The organism is Pseudomonas sp. NPDC089752 (assembly GCF_044748725.1).
GTDB lineage: Bacteria > Pseudomonadota > Gammaproteobacteria > Pseudomonadales > Pseudomonadaceae > Aquipseudomonas.
The window spans coordinates 298,300-320,279 of the sequence record NZ_JBIVGP010000008.1 but is presented as its reverse complement, the minus strand read 5'-3'; the positions used below and the strand labels follow the sequence as shown (position 1 = coordinate 320,279).

Below are 21,980 nucleotides of genomic sequence, written 5' to 3'. Positions count from 1 at the left end.
GATAAGTTATAACATAACTATTGTAATTTGGGTCTCGGATCATGTTTTACAAGCTCGAACAGGCGGGGGCGGGAAGCCGCTTCGTTTTAAGCGACGTGCTCAGCCAGGTGCCCTGGAGCTCTCAAGGTCTCGTCGCTGCAATTGCGCTGCAGCATGACAGCGGGGAGGTGCTGATGCTTGATGAGGTGGTGGTGACTGACAATCAAGGGGAGGCTCTAGCATGAGCCGCATCCTTTTCAGAAATGCTCGGCTGGTGAACGAGGGTGAAGTCTTCGATGCCGACGTTCTTATTGCCTACGGGCGGATTGAGAAGATCGCCCCGAGCATCGGTGGCCAGAACGTACCCGTCGAAATCGATGCGCAAGGTTGTTGGCTTGTGCCCGGGATGATTGACGATCAAGTGCATTTTCGAGAGCCCGGCGCCTCGCATAAAGCAACCATGGCAAGTGAGTCTCGAGCCGCTGTCGCAGGTGGCATCACCAGTTTCATGGACATGCCGAACACCCATCCTGCGACACTTTCTGTCGACGCCCTTGATGACAAAAAGGCTCGGGCCGCGGCGTCTTCAGTCGCCAACTATGGCTTTCATTTTGGCGTGAGCAAAGACAATCTGGAAATCGTTGCGGGGCTCGATCCTCGCCAGGTGGCTGGGGTGAAGGTGTTTATGGGGGCATCTACGGGAGACATGCTCGTGGATGATCCCAAGGTGCTCGAGCGCCTTTTTGACTGCGTGCCCACGATCCTGCTGGCGCACTGCGAACACACGCCTTCAATCCTGGCTAATGAGGCGCGCTACCGGGAGCAATTCGGTGATTTCATACCGCCGGAGATGCATCCAAAAATTCGTGATGTGGAGGCCTGCTTCGGTTCCTCCCGTTTGGCGGTGGGGCTGGCTAACAAGTTCGGTACAAGGCTGCATGTGCTGCATCTGACTACGGCCAAAGAGCTGGGATTGTTCGAGCCTGGGCCGCTGGCGAACAAGCTGATCACCGCTGAGGTTTGCGCGCACCATCTGCTGTTCGATGACCGTGACTATGCAAGCCTTGGGAATCTCATCAAGTGCAATCCTTCCATCAAAACGCGTGAGGATCGAGATGCTTTGCGCCAAGCACTGCTCTGTGACCGTATCGATGTGATTGGCACTGATCATGCGCCTCACACCCTGGCGGAGAAGCAGCGGCCATATGCATCGGCACCTTCAGGTCTACCGCTGGTGCAGCATGCTTTTCCGGCTCTTTTCGAACTGGTCGAGGAGGGCGTTCTGCCGATTACTCAACTGGTGCGCAAAACCAGCCATGCGGTCGCCGATTTGTTCGCAATTCACGAGCGTGGGTACCTGCGCGAAGGTTATTGGGCGGATCTGGCACTCATTGAGCGGCTTGAGAGTCCGCGCCCGGTCAGCCTTGATCCCATCCTCGCTCACTGCCAGTGGACGCCGTTCCAGAATCACCAGCTGCGTCATCGTGTGAGAACCACGATCGTATCCGGACAGCTCGCGTGGCATGAAGGGCGGCTGAACGAGGGGTGCCAAGGGTTGCCGCTTGCCTTCAGTGCGCAGCGATCCTGAGCAAACAAATTACTGATGTGGGGTAACCGCCATGACTGAACAAGAACTGCTTTCTTTGCCCGATGAGGCGTATATGGATGCTGCACAGCAAGCTTTTTTTCGCGAGCTCTTGCTGTCTCAGCGGACGGAGCTTCAGGAACGCATCTCCGGAGAATTCCAGGTGATGCGTGAGTTTGAGCCCAGCAGCGATCCTTCCGATCTGGGTACGGTTGAAGAACAGAGGCAGTGGCAACTACGCCTTCTGGAACGTGAGAAAAAGCTTTTGGACAAGATCGATGAAGCTTTGGAGCGGATCGCGCGCGGGGAATATGGATGGTGCAAGGAGACCGGCGAGCCCATTGGCTTGCGGCGGTTGCTCTTGCGGCCTACAGCGACGCTGAGCATTGAGGCAAAAGAGCGGCAGGAGCGCCAAGAGCGTCATCTAGTGCAACCTTAGCTCGCGCTGCAATGATGTTGAGACCGCTGTTTCAAACAATTGCGGTCGCCCGCCGTCGTGGGCAGTCGTGAAGCTGTTCCGTAGCGCTCGGCCCTGCAATCCTGTATCGTGCGGCAAAAACGTTATAACATAACTATAAGGTTGTTTTGTATGTATGGACGTGCGAAGCGCAGCAGGGTGTGGGTTCTCACTGGTGCGGCGTTGACAGGGTTGAGTGCATTTGAACCGGTTGGCGCGGTTGAAGTGGAAGCCGCGGAGATTACCGAGCTTGAAGCAATCAAGGTTACGGGGGAGGGAGGAAGCACTGCTCGAATTGAGCCATTGGTACGCAACAAGGTTAGCAACGCACCAGAGAGCTTGCCGGCGGCCGTGTCGACTATCACTCAGGAAGAAATTCGCACGCTCAACGTGGATCGGGACATCTCCAACATCTATCGTCGCGTGCCAGGCGTGGTTGCGAACAACATCGATCAGGGCGACACCGGTAATGGCTTGCGCATGCGTGGCTTCGCCACGAACGGTACTCACGGTGCGGACGTGGCTGTGTATGTGGACGGGGTACCTCAAAACATTCCATCCAGCCAAGGTGGTGCTGGTCATGGCCCGGTGTTCATGGAGTGGCTTACGCCGCAGATGATCAAGCGGGTCGATGTCATCAAGGGGCCTGTGTCGGCGTTGTTTGGCGATCAAAACCGAGCAGGGGCAGTAGACATCGAGACTCTGGATGGGAGCGATGTTGCTTCGAGTATTGGCCTGGATATCGCGAGCTATGACGGTCGCCGAGCCAACCTGGTTCTTGCGGGCGAGCACGAAGGCTTCGAGTCCCTGTTCGTTGCCGACGTCTACAAGACCAATGGGTATCGGAAAGCTGCAGAAACTAACCGCGACAACTATTTCTGGAAGCTTTCCAAGGTCTTCGATGATGCAAAGTACTCGGCCCGGTTCAGCCACTACGAGTCGGATTTCAAGAATGATGGCTATCTGAACCTGCCCGCCCTGCGCGCAGGTACCATCAGTCGGCGGGACACTGACAATCTTTATGGCTTTGGCAACGCCAATCGAAATACGATCGTGTTCAACCGAGCTCCAGCCTATGACGAAGCCGGTCTGTACTACACGGGCTACTACGAAAATTTTAAACGTGTCCGAGCTATTTCCAACGGTACCTTCACCCACAATTACGGCAAGGACGATCGCGATATCTATGGTGGCCGAGTAGCTTACAATTTCGTCTACCCGGAAATCGCCTCCTTGATGGTGGGCGCAGATGTACGCCGAGATAAAGGCGATGCCTTTCGGCAACAGTATCGGAATTTCGAACCAACGCCGAATTTTTACTACGACTTTGACATGGACTTGATCACCTATGGCGTGTTCGCCCAGGGCCAGTACAAGCCGTTTGATTCACTGAAGGTGTTGGCCGGGATTCGCTATGATCGTTTCGACTACGACATCGACAATCTGAAATTCCGCAACGCAGACACGGGATATCACAGCTCTGTCACCACGCCGAAGCTGGGGCTGGTATGGACTCCGATTGAGCAGCTTGAAATCTTCACCAACGCTGCTGAGGGATTTCGCTCACCTGCAGCTGAGTACATCAGTTCAGGTAGCAGCAGTGCGTTGCCACCGAGCCAAACGGGTGGCCAGGTCAACAGCAGCGTTCGCCCAAGCAAGGTCAAGTCGTACGACGTAGGCTTCACAGTGAGGCCAACTGAGCGACTGTCAAACACCACCGAGCTCTACTACATCGAGAACGACAGCGAAACCGTGCAGACCTCGCCCGGGGTTTATGAACAGGTGGGCGACACCACTCGGCGAGGAGCAGAAACCAGCTTCAATTATCAGGCGACATCCACGGTCAGTGCCTACATGAGCTACGGTCGTATCATCGACGCGGTGATCAACAGTCCACCGTCAGGTACCGGGGCACAACTGGTTGTGCCAGAGCACACCTACAAGGCCGGTGTTCAATATCGAAATGGGTTCATGGGCGGCCAGTTGACCCTCAACGCGGATGTCTACCACCTGGATGGGATCCCCTATTACATCCGAACCGAGAAGCATGAAATGCCTCCCTATACCCGCTATGACTTGCGAGCGAGCTACGACTACCAGGACTACCAATTCAGTGTGTATGGCACCTTCCAACCCCATCGATACGGGACTGAAATTGCTTACGGCACCTACGATGGTCTCGTGATCGTCCCGCAGCCTTCGACTACCTTGGGGGCGTCCGTCAGGTACTATTTCTGACCCGAAATCAGTACCGCGGCAGATACCAGGAGCCTTCTGATGAAGGCTCTTAGTGGAGCGGGGCGGAGTGACTATTCCGTTCGGTGGGCCATTACTTCGAAGTGAAAGCGCCAAAACGCTTGTTGAACCCTGCTACGCGACCCTCGGTTTTAGCTTTGCGTTCTTGGCCGGTGTACACAGGATGTGAGGCGCTGGAGACGTCCAGCGTTACGTATGGGTAAGTGTTCCCATCGGTGTGAGCATAGGTTTTGTCGGTATCAATGGTCGAACCAATAAGCCAAAATGCGTTAGCGGACACGTCATGAAACAGGACGGGACGATAGTCTGGATGGATGGCGGGTTTCATCATTAACTCCATTTGCAGTGATATAACGTAACAATAATAGGTGCGAAAGTATCTCATTACAAGCCGGGTCGCAGGAGGCCGCTGTGATGCGCCAGTGCCCATTCGGGGTCAGCGAGCCTAAACCGAGCCCGATTGCCCGGGGGCAGCTAAAAAAGACCTATGCTGAGTTCGTTTCGAAGCGAGCCCCATGAAAGAGGAGCTAGTCGACTTCTTTGATGGCAAAGCGTGATCAGGAGATCATCTACTGATGTAAAAAGGACTAGGGACGTGAATGGGATTCTGGTTTTTAAGCCTGTAAATTTGGTAGCGGGGAACGGCGAGAAGCTCGAAGGCAAGGGAGGAAGGATGCGTAGGTCGTTGACGCAGATAGTGTGACCTTTGCGAATCGTGGACACTCCCCGCAAGCGCCGAAATCCATGGCCTCCAGCATTCCAATTTGCACTCAGGACACTTTTTGACGGAAAGTGTCCAGGTTGTTTGCAAAGTTTTTCTAGAAAGTGTCCGATTAAACTGGCAGATCGAGCTGAAAGTGTCCGCATTAGCCGCACAAACTGCGGAAAGTGTCCGAATTACCTTGCGCTTTTTCTGCCGTCCTGGCCAAGAAGATAGAGTCTAAAGAAAAATTTTGCACAAAAATGATTTGTGATTTCGATGCGAATGTGGCGAGATTACTTAGCATATATCGATGGTATGGATACGATTTTTGTCAATATATATAATATTACTCCATTATTCGTCTCGTTTGGCAAATTTCTCATAAGACCAGCTCAACCCCTCAAAGCCTGACGCCATCGGCCCCCCAGTATTTTTTTAGGCGTTGACAGCAGTAAAATTAAACCGCCTAAATTGCCAATCAATATATGACTAATTTAACTTTCACGCTTTTCGGAGTGGGGCTTGACCTTGCCGGTCTAGGAAGTAAAACTAGCTCGGCTTTCGCAGTGCCGCTCTTTAAAAACCATCAAGTGATAACCACTACCCATAACCAACGGGCAGATGCCATTTACCAATGGCAACTCGTCAAATGGTAGGCGGAATGACAAATCGCAATAAAAAATCTGAAAAAGACAGTGAGCCAACGATAGCGCCCGTGCTGGTCGCAGAATCCAAATCGAGCTCAAAGCTAAACCTGGATAGTTCGGAAAAGACCATTGCTCGCTTCGATCTTGCCAGCGACCGGATTCCGACGATCAAGCTTTATCTTTCCGGTCAAATCAGCGCTGTTGAGGCAGCGAGGGCGATCGGTATGAAGCCATCAGGCTTCCATAAAATTATCCGGCGAGTGAGGGCACGTGGCGGTGATCTAAGTGCCGTTACGTCCAGCATGCCGGGACGTCGTCCGACGCCGTCCGAGCTTGGGGGAGAACTTGAGGAGTTGATCGTTGACTCCATCAAGGCCTATGCAGGGAAGGCAGCAACCATCGAACGTGTTTGGGTGACCGCCCAAATGCTTGCTGACGAGCGTGGTCTCAAACGGCCTAGCTATCATGCTGTACGACGGCGGCTTTTGAAGAAGGGCAAGCGGTTCCTGGCTAACATGAAGCTAGGGAAGGTTGATGCTGCTGACATCTTCGAGGCTCGCCCCGGGTACAAGGTTACGTCCCGCCCGCTTGAATGGGTTCAGATCGACCATACCCGTGTCGACATGATTGTCGTGGATGAGCATGATCGGACGGTGATTGATCGCCCTTGGGTTAGCTTTGCTATCTGCATACATACGAGGGCGATTGTCGGGTTTTACCTGAGCTTACTTCCGCCCAATTCTGTAACAGTAGCGATGCTGATCGAGAACTGCGTCCTTCCCAAAACGGCCATGCTCGCCAGTCTTGGGCTGGATGCAAGCGTCTGGCCTATGCACGGCGTGCCCGAGGTCATACACGCGGATAATGCGGCTGAGTTTCGCTCAGAGGTGCTGAAGGCGAGGTTAAAACGTTTTGGTGTGAGAGTTGAACACCGTGACGTCGGTAAAAAACATCAGGGAGGGCACATCGAGCGCTTGATAGGTACGATGATGCGATCTCATATCCATTTCTTGAGGGGGACAACCTATTCCAATACACAGCAGCGAGGTGATGAGAACAGTGTGGCTAGGGCATCCATCTCTATCACTGCACTTAGGAAATTCTTCGTCTGTGCCATTCATGCTTATAACGATCGCAAGCATCCGGCGATAAAGATGTTTCCCTCCCAAAAGTGGGATGAGTATTTCGGGAAGCATTCACAGCCTCGTCAGATCGACGATTCTTTGCATGAAGGATTTCGGTACGCACTTTACCCAGAAAGGCCAAAGCTCATCCGCGCAGGCGGGATCGAAATGCACGGACGGTTCTACTATGCACCGTGCCTGCAGAACAAAGTGCGAGAAGAACTGGTAGTTAAGTACGACCCAAATGATCTTTCGAGGATATTCGTAGACCTTGAAGGAGATGGTAACTACGTAAGTATACCAGAGTATAGAAATCAGATGCGGCGTAGCCACGACTATGCCCTGTACAGGGTTGAGCGGCAGGCGAAGGGTGAGCGGGATGGCACCTACTCTGCTGACGCGACCGCGTCTCTTGCTTTGGGCAATGCAATCGTCCAAGAAGAGTATCGGCGGACTGCTCAAAGCAAACGCCAAGCTGCCAAAACGGCGGGCAAACGCGATCAGCGGAATTATACCGAGTCGCTTGATTCCAAGTCTCAAGTCAAGACGCAAGCCGAACCTGAGCTTACGGATCAGACGGAACACTTGGATAGCTTTCTTGACAATGCTGCAACTGCCAAGCCGGCCAGCAACGCAAACCCCAAAAAGCCCAAAAACACCACAAATCCCAAACCCGAAGGTTCCAAAGTTCGGAAAGGGCGTGCAGCACTTCGAGCTGTTGAGGGAGGGCCAAAGGCCTCAGAGCGTTCCTGGCAAGGCTTTTCGAGGAGCAACGTGGCAGAGCAGATCGACTTTGATGCGCCACCGACTCTCTACTGAAGCTGGCTTGAGCTTATGAACGACTGGGACTAGGCCTCAGACTGGGATTCAGTCAAGACTCAGTCCCAGACTCACCCCAAGCCCAGTCCCAGAATTCAAAATCAGATTCCAAAACCCGATCCAATCAACAAGTGTGAGGTAAAGAAACCGCAATAGTTACTTTCCAACTTCTACACCCTGCATGCAGGGTGCTTAAGATCGTGGTTATCACCTATTCGGCCTGCTTGCGCAGCCCATGCTGCTGATTAGATACAGAATAACTATAATAATCAGTCAGTATCTAGTCAGCGCATCTGTAGGGCGCTACAGAGCGCTACAAAAACAAGCCTGGCAACTTATTCGCGCAGCCTAAAGCTTCAGTTCAAAGATATAACTGAGGCTTCAGCGTGTCTTGTAATCATCAATACCTATTACACATATATCTGGAGATAAATTATGGATCTTTCTCATGTGCACTGCAGCTGCCACAAACTGTTTGAGCTGAGCAATCATGATCGGGCTATGTCCTGCCTGAAAGATTTTTTCGTTCCGCACCCCTCCGCCGAGCGGTTGTTCAAAAAGATGGACATGATTATGTCCATGCCAAGGAAGGTTGTTGCCCCTTGCTTGTTGTGTTTGGGTCAGGGGGGCGTCGGAAAGACGAGCATGATCGAGGAGCTTGGACGCAGGAATATCACTTCTGTGAACCGAATTGTCACCGTAACGATGCACCAAAACGCTGACAATATGGGTCTGAAGGAGCTGATACTTGCCGAAATGGGGTTGGACACGAGCCGGAGAGCCCGCCAGTCTCGGAGGATCAGTCCGGATCTCCAGCATCTCATCAAGAGCCAGAACATCAAAGCCATTGTTATTGATGAGGTGCATGATGCGCTTACGCTCTCGCCTTTCCAGCGAAAGGTCAACCTGTCGCTGCTGAAGAACCTCTCAGGTTCCACTTATGGCCTTTCGGTATTCGCCTTTGGTGTGCCTGACGCCGCCCGTTTCTTAAGGGAGGATCCGCAACTTGCTCGTCGTTATGCAGTTCACGACTTGGAAACTTGGTCGAATGGCCAAGATGTTCGGAATTTCGTATTCAGCTATATCCACCGGCTGCCCCTGAAAAAGCCGACGGATTTTCGTGACCAGGAGCTCTGCTTGGCCATTGTCGAGAAGTCGCTGGGGATCACCGACAACATCGTCAAGATTCTGCAGGCATCGGCTTGGGCTGCGATCGCAGACGGTACCGAACGCATTACCCTGAAGCATGTCCGTGACGTAGAAGCCATTATGTCGATGGAACTGGGAACGAGTTTGCAGGGCCTGCACGACGTGAGCATGGAGAAGGACTGCGCGTAATGACGCACTCTCAAGCTAAAGCTCTAGCTCGAGAAGTATTGGAGGGCGATTTCGTCCTCCCGTATTTTTCAGCAGAACAGCGGGTCATGATCAAGACTTTAGAACAATCCATCTGCCCCAGAGACCCAATCCCTCAATCAAAGTCAGAGGCACATACAAAAACAGAGGCAAGTCCAGAGGCAAACGTGATGCTGCTGGATGGTATTTCAGGATGCGGCATCACAACGTTATTCAGAACGCTGCATCAACGTCATCCTAGTAGCATTCAGCTCCTGCAGGGTGATATGTATATCGGCGGATCTGAATTTTTGGATCATTTGTCTGATGCATTCCATGTCAGGCGTAAGTACCATCCCAAAAAGAGAGTATTGGCGCCGAATTTGGTACGGACTTTGTCGCTCTCATCTCAAAAAATGATTCTGGTCGATGATCTAGATGTATTGGCAAGTGATATTGAAGACTATGACACAGTTTTCGGTGTTATCTGTCTTCTCACAGAAGAAATTCGAGATCTCAAATTTGTAATCTCAACGCGCAGTGCTCTACTCCAAAAGAGGTTCGCCAGATACTTGCGGCTTGGTTGGCGCCGCTACACCTTCAGGCAGCGGCTCACGGATGAAGAATACCATGACTTCGCGAGGCGCCTAGGGGAAGGATTGAATCGTGAGTACTCGCTCAGCCTTACTACAGAAAGCCTTAGAGTCCCTGAGCCACAATTTGGCTTAGACATTCAGGACGTCAATAGGTCACTCAGGCTGAAGCTGGTAGAGCAATTCCTTTATCAGCGAGGCGCAGTGGCGACACTCAGCACGACGAATGATTTAAATGAGTACGAAAGCTATGTCCTCCAGTTTATCTATACCTGAGCCTTATCCCGATGAAACGCTTTCGTCTTGGATGTACAGGGTGCGTGAGGTCATGCCTGAGCCTGAAGTGCGAGCGCTTTGGAGCATGCCCTCCGACGCATGGGAAGGCTCAACTCTCCTCGCGCCCTACATCGAAGCTTTAGGAGGCAGAGGTAATGACTATGACTTTGATTTCAGTCTACCAGGGGTCAAGGCGTTTGCAGAATGCTATGAGATCTCGATGGAGTGGATCGAATCCATGTTCCGTCCTTCTGAGGCTCAAATCATACCAATCTACTTTCGATCAGATTACTGCCTTAGTTGTATGGAAGAATCGGTGACGGCAACTGGCTTTCCAGTGTATCTCAAAAGCTGGCGATACTTATTGAAGCCCTTTTGTCAGGTGCATGGCTGTGTTCTGCGTAGTGCTGGGAATTATCTGCATGACTCAGTGGATTTTGCGATGGATGTTTTCGAATACGACAGCGCGCGTGGTCATGAGTTGGAACGGGAAACGAAATGGCTCGAGAAGGACAGGGAAGTGCAGCTACTTGCCAGAATGGTCGTTGAGCGCGCAGATAAACTAATAAAAGGTTCTCATGATCAGGTAGTGCAGCGTAACGCTGAACACTTTCTGTTGACGCTTGTTCGTCTTGCACTGACGACCGAGATCGTGGGCGATTACACGTCAGTGCTGAAGTTCAGGGTTCAGTCGAGTAGCGAGTTTGATAATGTAAGCGGGATTGCCCTGTTTCATCAGTTGCCATTGCGCGTCACGGCGATCGCTCGCGCTCGGGCGTTTTATCTGGTAGGCCTGCTATTGGGGTGGATTACCGACGAGCAAGCCTCGAATGCTCGGCCAGATCATGACCTTTATCTGAGCACGTCGGGATCTTCTTTGTGGCGACGGATTAACTTGTCGCAAGGCCTTCGTACAATGTTACAGCTGTACAGTACTGATTTTTTGGGCGTGTCTTCTTTGAAAGGCTGGAAGTAAGCGCGTGTATAAATATCTCATACCCCTTTACTGGGTTTCCGGTTTGCGCGTCTGTACGGTGCCCGCTAACGACTACGCTATCACGCCAGTCTGTTTCTTGATTGATAGTGCAACAGGCATGATCATTTCATACAGCTTCAGCTATGGTTTGCCACGTTGCAAATTGCACGTCCTCGCACAGCTCGCATTTCAGGAAAAAATGATTCGCTCAGCAGCAGCTAAACATTTGTACAGGAGTGCCTCAGGGGACATATCTTTAGCGAAGCGCGAGGTTCAGACTGATGCGTACCAGTTATCTCTTGAAACACACAGGTATCCTAGGCCTAATACGTTTGACTGGTCAAAAGCCGGTGTGCTTGTGGCCCATATGTTTTATGATTGGGATTATTCAGTGCTCAACGAGCTCGATAGTTTCCAGGTAATTAATTCGAGCCAGCTTGTCCGGATCTTGAATCGTCTAGTAGGTCGCTTCAATAGTGCGGTTGACTCCGGTGTCGTCAACTTTTTTGACGCCTGAGCCCGAGCGTCCCGACATGGGATCCCACCAGCTTGCTTGACTAATTTTAGGCTGTGCTGGCCTAGCTAAACTCTACAATGGGTTCGCAAGATGGTTGACGCCGTAGCATCGGGCCAAGCGCCTTTATTGAATCAAACCACCCTCCGGCGTCTTCCACAGCTTGCTCACCGTCGATTTGGCAAGCCCTAGCAGCTCCGCAGTCTCCTTCTGCGTCTTTCCCTCAGCCTTGCACTGAAGCACCGCTGCTCGATTGGCAGCGCCTGATCGAATGCGACCATGCACTGACTGAAGCTTGCCGTCGGTGAACTCGCCGTCGAGCTTGCCCAGGACACCTAGCTTCTCAAGCTTAGTGATCTCGCCGGCCAAGTCTTTCAAAAATTCCTTCGGGGTCTGGCTACGGACATGAGCGCTGGCCACGGCCACGAGCGCTACAAGATCAACGTCCAATGCAATGGCGATGTCTTCGAGCGAGGACAGGGTAGGGCTGCTTTTCGCGCGCTCGATGTTGTTCATCTGTCGAGCTTCGACCCGGCCATGAAAGTCTTCTTGAGACAGGTTTCGGGCGGTACGTGTCAGCCTCAAGACTGCGGCCAGCGGTTCTCTCAACGACATTTGGAATATCCAAAGCCGATGATAAAGCCATATTGCGCGGTTCGACTCCATGCAATATAGTGCCGTGAAACGAACCGGCTGACACGCTTGCGCGCTGTTCTGATCGAGGATGTGAAGACCGGGATGCTTCCGCTCCATTGTGCCGGTAGTCCCGGCACGCGTGCGCCCTGTGATCCAGCTGCGTCAATTTATAGCTAAAGCTTCAAGGCCAGCGTTTTGCGAATCAGAATCTACTCAGACCTCCACGCCGAGTTCCACCGTTTTGACCCGCCGCCTCTTGATGCTGGGGTTGACCTGGTAATCCTCGCCGGCGATGTGAACAAGAAGGCCAGGGGCGTCCGGTGGGCCAACGAGACCTTCGCCTGCCAGGTCGTGTACATCGCTGGGAATCATGAGTACTACGACGGCCACATCGATCGCACCTTGCAGAAAATGAAGGACACCTCGGCCGGCCATGTCCACGTACTGGAGAACGAAGCCTTGGTTCTGGATAACGTCAGGATCTTAGGCACAACTGCTTGGACTGACTTCACCGCCACAGGGGATCAGATTGCGGCTAGCAGCGCAGCTAGGCAGTGCATGAACGATTTCAAGTACATCAGGACAGACTCGAACTACCGACGGTTGAGACCGGACGACCTGGTTGCCCGGAACCACATCGCCAGGGACTGGCTCACGCAAGAGCTTGCTCAACCGTTTGACGGCAAAACGGTAGTGGTGACACATCACTCACCATCTTCCGTGGTTATTGGTGAGCAGCATGAAGGGCATCTTACTGCAGCGTACGCCAACGACTGGCCGCGTTTGATCGAGAAGGCCCATGTGTGGGTGTTCGGTCACACGCATGAGGCTACAGATGTTGAGCTGGCCGGCTGCCGGGTGATTTCAAACCCCCGTGGCTACCCTGGGGAGAGCACCAGTTTTGACCCTTACTTCGAGATCCAAATCTAATGGCCACTTCGGCGATGAAGCACTTTTTTGACCACGCCGTGGAGCCGATAGCGCTCGAGCGCGATCTCCCCTTAGAAGTCATTCAGGCACAGGACATTACCTGGGGTGTGATGGTAGACGCTTACCTTGTCAACGCAGCAAGGGTAGGGCAGAGCTATGCGGCGCTCGTTTACAACGATCAGTCAAACGTGAGCTCGAATGGAATGACGGTTGCTACCCCTCCACTTCAGCTGGTTGAGACAAGGGCGGGGTTCAAGCTAATGCGCAGCCTAAGTGGCAAAGACTACTACGTTATCGCTAGCGAGCTCAGCGAGTCGCAGTGAGCATCCACTTGGGTTGGCTCACCCAGCATGAAGGCCGCTTTCAAGCTGTAGTACCTGGCAAGGCGCGGCAAGCACCTTGGATTTAAAGCTTTATGTATCCGCTGACCAACCGGCTGGACGGCTTCGTGCCCGTCCGTATTCACGTGGCCTTTTTCAATGCACTAAGGAAAATGCATGCCTGATCTGAAACGAATTGAGCTTACCGTCAAGAACTACAATGTTAAAAACGCTGCTGACATTGATACGCTCTATAGCCAGGTTCGGTGCGAAGACAGTGAAGGTAAGACCTTCTATTTCAAAGAAGTTTGCATGCTGGACTACCTGAAAAGGCACGGAGCGATTGTCACTGACAAGCCCCGTACTTGGTACTACAAGCATTTGAACAAGAAAACCATCGTTCTAGTAGCGTTTCAAAAGTCAGATGGAAAGGTCGAATACGACCTTGATCACCTGCGGCAGATTGCTAAATCCAGCTTTCTCAGAGGGATCGTGTTCGCGGTGGCGGCAATTCCAGCGGGGCTGATCATCGCAACAGCGACTTTTGGTGTCGGGCTACTGTTTACGCCTGTGTGCCTCTTCTATGCATACAGAAGCCTCTTTACAATTCCCCGAATGTTGCGTAGGAGCACGCTGGTAAACGATCTTGCTGCTCATGGAGTGGTTGTGCAGTAGCTGCGAGCCTGGACTGCAGCGCGGCGGGGCTGGTTTGAAGTTTGAGTGCTTGCTGATGAGGAGCAATAAATGGCAGCAGCCGTAATCTTTGATCTCTTCGGTACGCTTTTGGAGATTCGAAACCGGCAGAACCCCTATCGGCGGCTTCTCCGCTTGGGCTCCCAGCAGGGACGCGCCTCTTCACCGGATGACATCCGCTGGATCATGACCAACGCATGTGGGTTGCAGGAGGCTGCAGATTTTTTTGGAATCAAGCTGTCCTCCATTCAACTCGCTGAGCTTCAAAGATGTCTCGACGACGAAATCGAATCGATCACACCCTTTGAAGATGCGCTGCCAGCGATCGAACTGCTGCGACGCCGAAAAATCAGAATCTGTGTTTGCTCGAACTTGGGCGGCCCTTATTGCCCGGTAGCCAGAAATTTGCTGCCGGGGCTCGATGGCTATGCGCTCAGCGCTGAGGTTGGGCTGATGAAACCTGACGTGGCCATGTATCAGCACATCTGCACCCAACTCGAGGTTGCACCTAGCCAACTCCCAGGATCGAATGCGCCTCAAGTCTTGATGATCGGAGATTCCCGACGATGTGATGCTGATGGCCCCCGGGCAGTCGGTATCGAAGGCCACCATTTGGATCGTAGTGGGGCGGGTCGCATACGTGATCTGCGTGAGTTTGTTGCAGGCATCAGCAACGCTTGAGCCTTCAACGCGTCATGACGAGATATCTGGCGCGCTGAAATGCCAAAGGGTGAGTCGCGCCCGAGAAGACGTATAGCAAGTACAGACTGCGCTACACGCCTACTCGAAAGGCGCGGCTTATCCTGCTGGAGCGTCAGCTTTCAGACCTGAGCGATAGATGTAGCTGTTGGCAGGTTCGTACTCCTTACGCTGCATGAGATTGACAATTTTTACCTTACCACTGTGTTTGATGTACTTGTATGTGAAGTACCTAGAAACCTTGTCCTCGTGGGTCGACATAATGATCTGCCGGTCGCTGAAGTCGTTTCGAAGCAACTCCACAAGAGAGGACATGTTGATATCGTCCATGGTCTGAACGGGGTCATCAATCAGAATGCTTGAAAAGTTCTTGGCGTAGACGCGATTAAGTGCCAGCGTGAGCGCGATGACCACTGCAGAAATCTGACCAGAACTCATTGTGTTCATGATGTCATGATCTGTTGCCCAGTCAGATACCAGTCGGACATTTTTCAATACATCATTGCCTAGAGGATCCTTAATGAATACGCCCTGACAATCTCCAGCCTGATGACTCTGGAGAATTTTTCCAGAGTATATGAAGAACGGAATTTCAATGTCGGTAATCAGCTTCTTCCGGTACTGACCTATTTGATTGCTGACTACGTCGATCAGAGTGCCAGTGTCAACAAGAGCCTTATCCAGCAGCCCCCCTTGCAGCTCTAGTTTCCGTAGTCGCTCAGCCACTTCAGTTAGTGAGCTGAAGTATTGAGACCTGATATAGCGCTCTTTACGATCGAGCAACGACTCGTCAAATACTCGCAGCTTTTCATTTTCCTGATCGAAGTAATCAAGGTAAATGCGCTCATAAACCTCGTCATCAAAGAGTTCGTTGTACCCGTCTGGGGTCGGCCCGATACGCGACCGAATTCGCTCCGACAGCAATTCAGACTTCTCTGATATATAAGCTTGCCCACCAGTAACTGGGAAGGCCATAGCAATCAGGTCTTCATCAGAAATTCCTTCTCTGACCAACCAACCGCGTAACCGTTCCAACCTATCTTTAGAGGCGGAGGCTTTTGCTAGCTTAGACAAATCAAGTTGTGATGGGGGTTCTCGGAGGTCGAGGAATTCGATACATGCTTTGAGCAACGGTTTGAGCTGCGTGTGTTCGAAGGTTTCTCGTGCTAACACCAAGGTACGATCCTGGTCGCCAAGCTGAGTGCGCAGAAGGTGACCATGCTCGGCGATTGCGGTGTTCAAAGCGTCGTGCGTAGGGTAGTGATGGCCGCACAGCGCACAGTCAGTATCTGTAGATTGAGATTTGATACTGTCATGCATAGCCACATGATGCTTCATCAGCTCAGTGTAAATTGTTGTGATGCCTCGCGATGCCTCTTGGATATCAATCAATGCCGTAATTGCGCTGATGAAGGCATCTGGGAACTCAAGATTGAGTTTCTGAAATAACTCTGATGCATCCAAGTTTTGCTGAATGACTTTAAGGTCACCACTTTTCAGCAGCTCTAGAGATCTGTTGATGAACTGATATGTACTATAGTCGGCTTCTATCTGCTGATGCTTGTGATACGTATTTGCATAACCAACGTAAAGCTCAATGAGCTCTTGTTCATTAACGGCGCGCTTATACCACCTAGATCGAATGAAAAAATCTTTGTGGGTGAAGAGGGCGCGAATCTTCGCCAGTTCAGCCACCCCCTTATTCAATCGATCTTCGTTTAACTGCGTTATTGTCGGGCGATCCCAGAATGGAGACTTGTCCCCAGAAAGCCAGGGCAAAGCATAAGCATGTTGTTCTGTTTCGCCTGTTGACAAGCTTTTAATTGCCTCCAGGTTGTGTAGGCTTTTGATATTTTCGGCTTTAGTATTTATGTCCCGGCGAGCTGCTTGAAATCTCTTTTTTACATCGTTTAACTTAAGTAACTTTTGCTCAGCCTCCAGGGTGTCGCCAAATAGCTTGGAAAGTTTCTCGGCGCGCTGAGTTTCCGAGTTTGATTTCAGGAAGCGTGAAGTGTCTTCCTGTTCGATGTAATGAAAAAGTAAGTAGTCCCGGGCGAAGTCTCTGCTTTTGAATAATTCATCAAAAGTTGTTTTATCGGCTGGTATAGTCTGTGTGCCAGTAATTTCGTGGATATCCCAAAGATCCGAGAAATTACTAATGCGCCTAGCAGCATTTGAAATATTCGACTTAAGCTTGCGCCGAAAGACTCGTTTTGTGTTGTCTTCATTCAGGAATTCAATGATTATCTCAACATCATTGTTTCCGTTATGGGCCACCACGATGTCGGCCGGATTCTGACGACCCTCGAGTACAATGAGGCGAGTAATAGTGCCAGTAATTGCAAGCTCTATCGCATCGAATACGGATGTCTTGCCATATCCGTTAGGGCCATCTAGCAAAATGAGTCGATTGTTTTCAAAATTAATGGTGTAGGGGTCACCACCATATACTTTAAAATTTTTCAGTGTCACCTTGTTGAGCGTAATCATGCTCGGCCTCCCCAAATCGATTCAACATTTGCAATAACTGCCTCGTCCGTCCATTCTGTTGTCAGGATCTTATCAAATGTCTCAGTGAGTCCAACAGGTATGGCCGCTTCAATCTGCCCCGCAAGATTTTCTAGTTTTTGCTCCCGTGGGCTGTACACCAGAAACGATAGCTTCATGATGATACGCGTAATCAGGGAGTAAAGCTGACTTCCAGTTTTGTGATTAAGCTTAAATTCCAAAAAGTCTGCGCCGCCATTGGCATTCAAAATGTCATTAATGATGTCGTTAGTGATTGCAGTCACAGAGTGCCTAGTCAGATAGCCGTTTAGCGCTGCGAGCTCGCCGGCCGAGTACCTGACGACATTTTTTTTGAAATTATATGGGTCTTCCTCAAGTGCCAGGATCATGTCTTGGTTTTCTACTGAGGTGTTGAGGCAAATGATCATCGTGCAATTCTTTTCAAAGTATAGTTCTACTTTTCCGGAATTCTGGATGTCTTCGAATATCTCTTGGGATGTCTGCTCCAAAAAGTACCTCAATTCTTCACCGCTGAGCGTACTTAGATCAACAATCAAGAAATACTCTTGCCTTTTTCTGCTGTCAGCCTTGTACAGAATGAATTCAACTGAGTTGTCGGTCAGGTCGACGTCAACCACACTGAAGCGATTGCTTGCCATGATGTTGTTGAGGATTGTAATCATTCTGCAAGCACGTCCTTCGCATTAGTGAGAGGGAGGAGGGTGATCAAAGGTAGTACATCGTCACGCTTGGCCCGGGGGTTGTCTTCGGTCGACGGTGGAGCTTTTGTACTTTTCTCCACGTCCGGTACAAACGGGTGAACTTCCGTTCCACAGTGAATTAAGTTTCGAACCTCGAAGAGCAGATCGCCAAGGCAAGGATTTGAGTTTAATTGGCGGACGGTATTGCTGATTCTGCCAATGGGGGTGATGGTCGTAGGAAGATACCCTTGTGATGGCATTGTTGAGGATTTATAGGAGAACCTATAGCGCTCAGCATCCTGAGATATGCGGGAAAAACTTATTCCGTGAAGTATTTTGAGCAGACAAAAGCGGATGCCCTCGTCGCTAGCACTGAAGGCATTGTCCGTGTTGTTTCCGCTGGCCAGATGAAGCTGTGGCGAAAAGTGCCTGTAGTGCTCCCATAGGTCAATGGGCGACAGTGACAAAAGCAGCTTCTGCGCAGCCCTCAGGTTGCAGGGCTCGGAGGATTCCAATGTTGGATAATCCTCCTGATCTCCCAGGTACTCGTCGATCAGGCGGGAGAATCTATCCTTGAATCGGCAAGCGATGTAATTCTTTCCAACATCTTCATGATCAAAATTTACTGCGCTGATGATTTCAGTAAACTTGATAGGTTTGGCATCGGCTGTGGTTTTCGCCTTATGCCGGTCAATGATGTAACTATCCATGACACCCAAAAAGTAGTTGAATGCTTTCTCGAGCTGCTCGTCAGTGATCAAAATGCCGCGAGCGCCGAGCGCTAATGATAGTTCTTTTTTTATATTGGTATTAATATCGTCCAGGTCGCAAAAACTCTCATCTTCTTTGTATTCATAGCAAGCAAGACGTTTTAATGCGTCACTTTTATCCTCAATGATGTCGTCAATTATCTTTTCTAGATCGCTGGCGTCCAGGCCAGGGAGTGCCGCCCTAAGAATTGAAGCTTTCTTTTTAAGATTTTTTCCGCCTGCTGCGGCTGTCTCCAAGATGGTACCGGCTTTCGGCTCAGTGTCCCGATATTCTTTGAGGACTTTGACGAAGTCATTTTTGACCGACGCAATCAGACCTTTGCAATGGGGTCGATCATTGACTTTTTGCCAGGTGTGAATGAAACCTTTTACGCCGTCTCTTTTGTATAACTCAATCGTCAGGCCGAACAACGCATCCGAGTATTCATCGAACGTGCTTGTATTATAAGCCTTCACCTGATGAAAAGAGACTGACTCATCATTGATGATAATCTCGAAGTCTTCATTGGCTTCAAGCATCAGATCTGTTTTGGAAAAATCGTGATCTATTGGCTGAGCATTTATCAGCGTCAGCGCATGATGTAAAGCGACTTTACCTTGGTAGTTGAATCCACTCCAGGAGGGTGAAGCATCGAAAGCCATCGGAAAATCTCCAGCACCATCACATAGAATTTCAGGGCGGGGACGCCTGATGGACAGTGCAGCGTCTCCCTACGCCGTGATGATTTTAATGGATAAATGTGGCTATGTGCCATTCTTTCGGAGAGCTGTGGGGTTTGTGGCTTGTTATATAAGCAAGGAGCTGCCCCAAGTTGGCGTATCCTCCAGAACGGCGCGGTACACAGCATCCTAGGCCTTTGCAGTGATGCACCACGGCCTAACGCCTTGCTGAGGAAGGGGGCTGAAGGTTAGCCAGGAGAAGAGATGTCAGGCGCGGCGGTGCAATGTATTTCTACCGTGAGGCCTGGGTTTGCATCTTTGAGATCCAGCGTGAAGCCATGCATCTTCACGATCGCCGCTACGATTGCCAAGCCTAATCCGCCTCCTTCAACCTGAGTATCTCTCGCGCACCGCCCAAATCGGAGAAGCACACGTTCTTTATCACGCTCTGGAACACCTGGGCCGTTGTCGGACACCGTGATAACTGGCCCTGCATCAGCCTGCCTTAGCGCCAGCAGTACTTTTCCTCCTGCTGGCGTGAATTTCATGGCGTTATCCAGGAGATTGATAATGGCTTCAGCGAGAAGCTCCTCGTCAGCCAGTATGTGATGGCTTGGATGCACGATGTGCTCAAAATGCAAACTGGCCTCGTCAGCGACAATCTGAAAGTCAGAAGCCAGACGCTCGAGAAGACCCTCAGGCGAAATGGGCCTCATCTCCGAGCGACGCGCTCTGCTGTCAATTTCGGAAATTCTCTGGATTGCCCGGAAGCGGGTGAGCAAATGCTCCGTTTCCTCAAGTGAGTCATACAGACGGGGCATCAGCCGCTCCGGAACCTCTTCCCTGTAATCTTCAATCAAGCGGTGGAGGTTTGCCCGTAAGCGATTGAGCGGCGTGCGTAGATCATGCGCGAGATTATTTCCCATGCTTCGAACCTCTGACAGGAGATATTCGACCTCTCCCATCATTTGGTTGATCAGGCTCGAGAGCACATCAAGCTCATCGCCACGCTTACTCAACGGAAGTCGTTGTGATAGATCCCCATCAGCGATCCGCTTACTGATGATCTGGACTTCATGTACCCGTTTAAGCGGCCTGGCCGCCAGCACCAACCCCAGTGCCAGACCTCCCAACAAGCAGATGGAGGCAGCCCACAGGATGATGTCCAATAGAATGTCGCCAATTCCACTTAACGTTTTTGCGTCATAGCCGGTGACCAGTATTTCGCCACTGCGCAACTGTTGAGCGGTGGCTCTTGCCCCTGACTCATAGCCAGGTAAATTCAGGCGGTATGGATTTCCGTCAAGCGGGAGGTCGGCGGGGAGCGAGTCAATATTGCCCGCCAGATGTACACCGTTTTTTGTGAACAAACCATAGCGAGCGATTCCCCTGATATCCCCCGTTTGCAGCTGTTCTAGCTCTCTAGGGAGTTCCGATGGCGGGACGCGTACCAAGACGCTGGCCTGGCCGATGACAAAAATATCGCCAATTCGGCTGAAGTATTCTGCCGACTTCCAATACACGGCTCCCATTGAAGCCATCAGCGTCAAAGCAAGTATCAGCGCATAACTCAGGGTCAGCCGAAACGCCGTAGTTCGCCAAGGGCTTGCTTTCATGGGGCCGGACTCTCAAGAATAAAGCCAGATCCCCGAATGGTTTTTATGCAGGCATTGCAGTTCAATTCTTCGAGTTTGCGTCGTAGCCGAGTCAAATGGACATCTATCAGCTTTGTTCCAGGGTCAAAGCTGTAACCCCAGACCGCCTCAAATATCAAACCCCTCGTTACTACTTTGTTGGGGTTGCGCATAAAAAATTCGACGAGCTTAAATTCAGTGGGTTGAAGGTCAATGGTGTTGGCAGAGCACGTGAGTTTACGATGTATTAAATGCAGTGACAGGTCACCGACCTGTAGAAGGGTGGCTTGTTCAATTCGGCTGTGCCGCCGGAGCAGGGCCTCTACACGGACGGCCATTTCCTCGGAAGCGAAGGGTTTTATCAAGTAATCGTCGCCACCTGCCCGGATTCCCTGAATTCGGTCATCCAGCGCGGATAGCGCACTGATCATCAAAACTGGTGTGTCTCGACCCGCCGCGCGAAGCTTGGAAATTATTTCCAGACCATCCACATTAGGCAGCATTCTGTCGAGGGTGATGACATCGAAGTCGCTGCCGAGCGCTAGCGCGAGGCCCTCTGCGCCGTCGGTTGCATGTGAGACAGCGAAACCCGCCCGCTCGAGCTCCAAGATGATTTCGCTTGCAGTAACTAAATCATCTTCAATGCACAGTGCGTTTCTCACAATGTTGCCTTCTCATAGAGTTTGCCCCTACGCATTATAGAGCATGTTAAAAGAGGGCGGTAGTTAAAATACTTTATATTTTGAGCGATTGCTTGGGGTTATACAGTGTGAGGAGTTGCGATGTATGCGTCGCAATACTTAACCTTGGAGGTGTGGAGAGGGCAATGAAATTACCTTTGGTCTACATGTTGGCGGCGCTCGCTTGGCCAGTGCATGCCAGCACCCTGGCAAGTGATCCTCGCGTGCTTGATCATATACAAAGCATGAACGCATATGCGGACAGAACCCACCAAACGCGCCCCGTAGTAGCCGAATACAAATACGGTTCAAGCCTGGATATCAAGAACGTGGTGGGGTTTACGGAGGAGGTGAAAAGCTGCAAGCCCATCGCTATGGCGATGACATATGTCGATGGAGAGAATGCTTTACGTACCGTCATATTTAAAAACGTGGGGTCTTGCTACAAATAAAAAAACGCCTGAATTTATTCAGGCGTTTTACGT

General features: G+C 51.2%; 20 protein-coding genes. 13 read left to right on the top strand and 7 right to left on the bottom strand.

The window, feature by feature from the left end; genetic code table 11:
* Positions 1-41 precede the first annotated feature (41 nt).
* The 4 genes from ACIPZF_RS16180 (at position 42) to ACIPZF_RS16165 (ending at position 4,259) form a co-directional block, all read left to right on the top strand.
* Entirely contained in the window at positions 42-224 is a 183-nt protein-coding gene (locus ACIPZF_RS16180; RefSeq protein ID WP_400801154.1) for a hypothetical protein, read from the top strand.
* Positions 221-1,567, top strand: a complete 1,347-nt coding sequence (locus ACIPZF_RS16175; protein ID WP_400801153.1) for a dihydroorotase — start codon at positions 221-223, stop codon at positions 1,565-1,567. Before ACIPZF_RS16180 ends, ACIPZF_RS16175 begins: the two co-directional genes overlap by 4 nt.
* A 31-nt stretch (positions 1,568-1,598) precedes the next feature.
* A complete protein-coding gene (gene dksA, locus ACIPZF_RS16170; RefSeq protein ID WP_400801151.1) occupies positions 1,599-2,003 on the top strand; it encodes an RNA polymerase-binding protein DksA in 405 nt (134 codons plus the stop codon).
* Positions 2,004-2,153: 150 nt separating this feature from the next.
* A complete protein-coding gene (locus ACIPZF_RS16165; RefSeq protein WP_400801150.1) occupies positions 2,154-4,259 on the top strand; it encodes a TonB-dependent receptor in 2,106 nt (701 codons plus the stop codon).
* Positions 4,260-4,350: 91 nt separating this feature from the next.
* On the opposite strand, the gene ACIPZF_RS16160 is transcribed toward ACIPZF_RS16165, so the two are convergent.
* Complete coding sequence (locus ACIPZF_RS16160) at positions 4,351-4,605, bottom strand: type B 50S ribosomal protein L31 (protein WP_400801148.1); 255 nt, start codon at positions 4,603-4,605, stop codon at positions 4,351-4,353.
* A gap of 1,036 nt (positions 4,606-5,641) precedes the next feature.
* Here ACIPZF_RS16160 and ACIPZF_RS16155 point away from each other — a divergent pair.
* From ACIPZF_RS16155 to ACIPZF_RS16135, 5 genes are all read left to right on the top strand, one after another.
* Positions 5,642-7,570, top strand: a complete 1,929-nt coding sequence (locus tag ACIPZF_RS16155) for a Mu transposase C-terminal domain-containing protein (RefSeq protein WP_400801146.1) — start codon at positions 5,642-5,644, stop codon at positions 7,568-7,570.
* A 435-nt stretch (positions 7,571-8,005) separates the two neighbouring features.
* Positions 8,006-8,908, top strand: coding sequence for a TniB family NTP-binding protein (locus ACIPZF_RS16150; protein ID WP_400801144.1), 903 nt, complete (start codon positions 8,006-8,008; stop codon positions 8,906-8,908).
* Positions 8,908-9,774: a hypothetical protein gene (locus ACIPZF_RS16145; protein WP_400801142.1), complete on the top strand. Its 867-nt coding sequence runs from the start codon at positions 8,908-8,910 to the stop codon at positions 9,772-9,774. The genes ACIPZF_RS16150 and ACIPZF_RS16145 overlap by 1 nt, the downstream gene beginning before the upstream one ends.
* A 52-nt stretch (positions 9,775-9,826) precedes the next feature.
* Positions 9,827-10,750: a hypothetical protein gene (locus ACIPZF_RS16140; RefSeq protein WP_400801140.1), complete on the top strand. Its 924-nt coding sequence runs from the start codon at positions 9,827-9,829 to the stop codon at positions 10,748-10,750.
* 4 nt (positions 10,751-10,754) lie between these two features.
* Complete coding sequence (locus ACIPZF_RS16135; RefSeq protein ID WP_400801138.1) at positions 10,755-11,267, top strand: hypothetical protein; 513 nt, start codon at positions 10,755-10,757, stop codon at positions 11,265-11,267.
* Positions 11,268-11,390: 123 nt separating this feature from the next.
* Here ACIPZF_RS16135 and ACIPZF_RS16130 read toward each other — a convergent pair whose 3' ends face one another.
* Positions 11,391-11,879, bottom strand: coding sequence for a helix-turn-helix domain-containing protein (locus tag ACIPZF_RS16130; protein WP_400801136.1), 489 nt, complete (start codon positions 11,877-11,879; stop codon positions 11,391-11,393).
* Positions 11,880-12,095: 216 nt separating this feature from the next.
* On the opposite strand from ACIPZF_RS16130, the gene ACIPZF_RS16125 reads away from it, so the two are divergent.
* The 3 genes from ACIPZF_RS16125 to ACIPZF_RS16115 all read left to right on the top strand — a co-directional run bounded on the left by ACIPZF_RS16125 (position 12,096) and on the right by ACIPZF_RS16115 (position 14,524).
* Positions 12,096-12,830 carry a metallophosphoesterase gene (locus ACIPZF_RS16125; RefSeq protein ID WP_400801134.1) on the top strand — a complete coding sequence of 245 codons (735 nt, stop codon included), beginning with the start codon at positions 12,096-12,098 and terminating at the stop codon, positions 12,828-12,830.
* 497 nt (positions 12,831-13,327) lie between these two features.
* Positions 13,328-13,825 carry a hypothetical protein gene (locus tag ACIPZF_RS16120; RefSeq protein WP_400801132.1) on the top strand — a complete coding sequence of 166 codons (498 nt, stop codon included), beginning with the start codon at positions 13,328-13,330 and terminating at the stop codon, positions 13,823-13,825.
* Between the two features lie 69 nt (positions 13,826-13,894).
* Positions 13,895-14,524 carry an HAD family hydrolase gene (locus ACIPZF_RS16115; protein ID WP_400801131.1) on the top strand — a complete coding sequence of 210 codons (630 nt, stop codon included), beginning with the start codon at positions 13,895-13,897 and terminating at the stop codon, positions 14,522-14,524.
* A gap of 117 nt (positions 14,525-14,641) precedes the next feature.
* Here the strand turns inward: ACIPZF_RS16115 and ACIPZF_RS16110 are convergent, their stop codons facing one another.
* The 5 genes from ACIPZF_RS16110 to ACIPZF_RS16090 all read right to left on the bottom strand — a co-directional run bounded on the left by ACIPZF_RS16110 (position 14,642) and on the right by ACIPZF_RS16090 (position 21,477).
* On the bottom strand, positions 14,642-17,032 hold the full coding sequence (locus ACIPZF_RS16110; RefSeq protein WP_400801129.1) for an AAA family ATPase: 2,391 nt from the start codon (positions 17,030-17,032) through the stop codon (positions 14,642-14,644).
* Positions 17,029-17,733, bottom strand: coding sequence for an ABC-three component system middle component 1 (locus ACIPZF_RS16105; protein ID WP_400801128.1), 705 nt, complete (start codon positions 17,731-17,733; stop codon positions 17,029-17,031). The genes ACIPZF_RS16110 and ACIPZF_RS16105 overlap by 4 nt, the downstream gene beginning before the upstream one ends.
* Positions 17,730-19,163, bottom strand: a complete 1,434-nt coding sequence (locus tag ACIPZF_RS16100; RefSeq protein WP_400801126.1) for an ABC-three component system protein — start codon at positions 19,161-19,163, stop codon at positions 17,730-17,732. Before ACIPZF_RS16100 ends, ACIPZF_RS16105 begins: the two co-directional genes overlap by 4 nt.
* A gap of 266 nt (positions 19,164-19,429) precedes the next feature.
* Positions 19,430-20,797: an ATP-binding protein gene (locus ACIPZF_RS16095; protein WP_400801124.1), complete on the bottom strand. Its 1,368-nt coding sequence runs from the start codon at positions 20,795-20,797 to the stop codon at positions 19,430-19,432.
* Positions 20,794-21,477 carry a response regulator transcription factor gene (locus ACIPZF_RS16090; protein ID WP_400801122.1) on the bottom strand — a complete coding sequence of 228 codons (684 nt, stop codon included), beginning with the start codon at positions 21,475-21,477 and terminating at the stop codon, positions 20,794-20,796. Before ACIPZF_RS16090 ends, ACIPZF_RS16095 begins: the two co-directional genes overlap by 4 nt.
* Positions 21,478-21,641: 164 nt before the next feature.
* On the opposite strand from ACIPZF_RS16090, the gene ACIPZF_RS16085 reads away from it, so the two are divergent.
* Positions 21,642-21,947: a DUF2790 domain-containing protein gene (locus tag ACIPZF_RS16085; protein WP_400801120.1), complete on the top strand. Its 306-nt coding sequence runs from the start codon at positions 21,642-21,644 to the stop codon at positions 21,945-21,947.
* Positions 21,948-21,980: the final 33 nt, after the last annotated feature.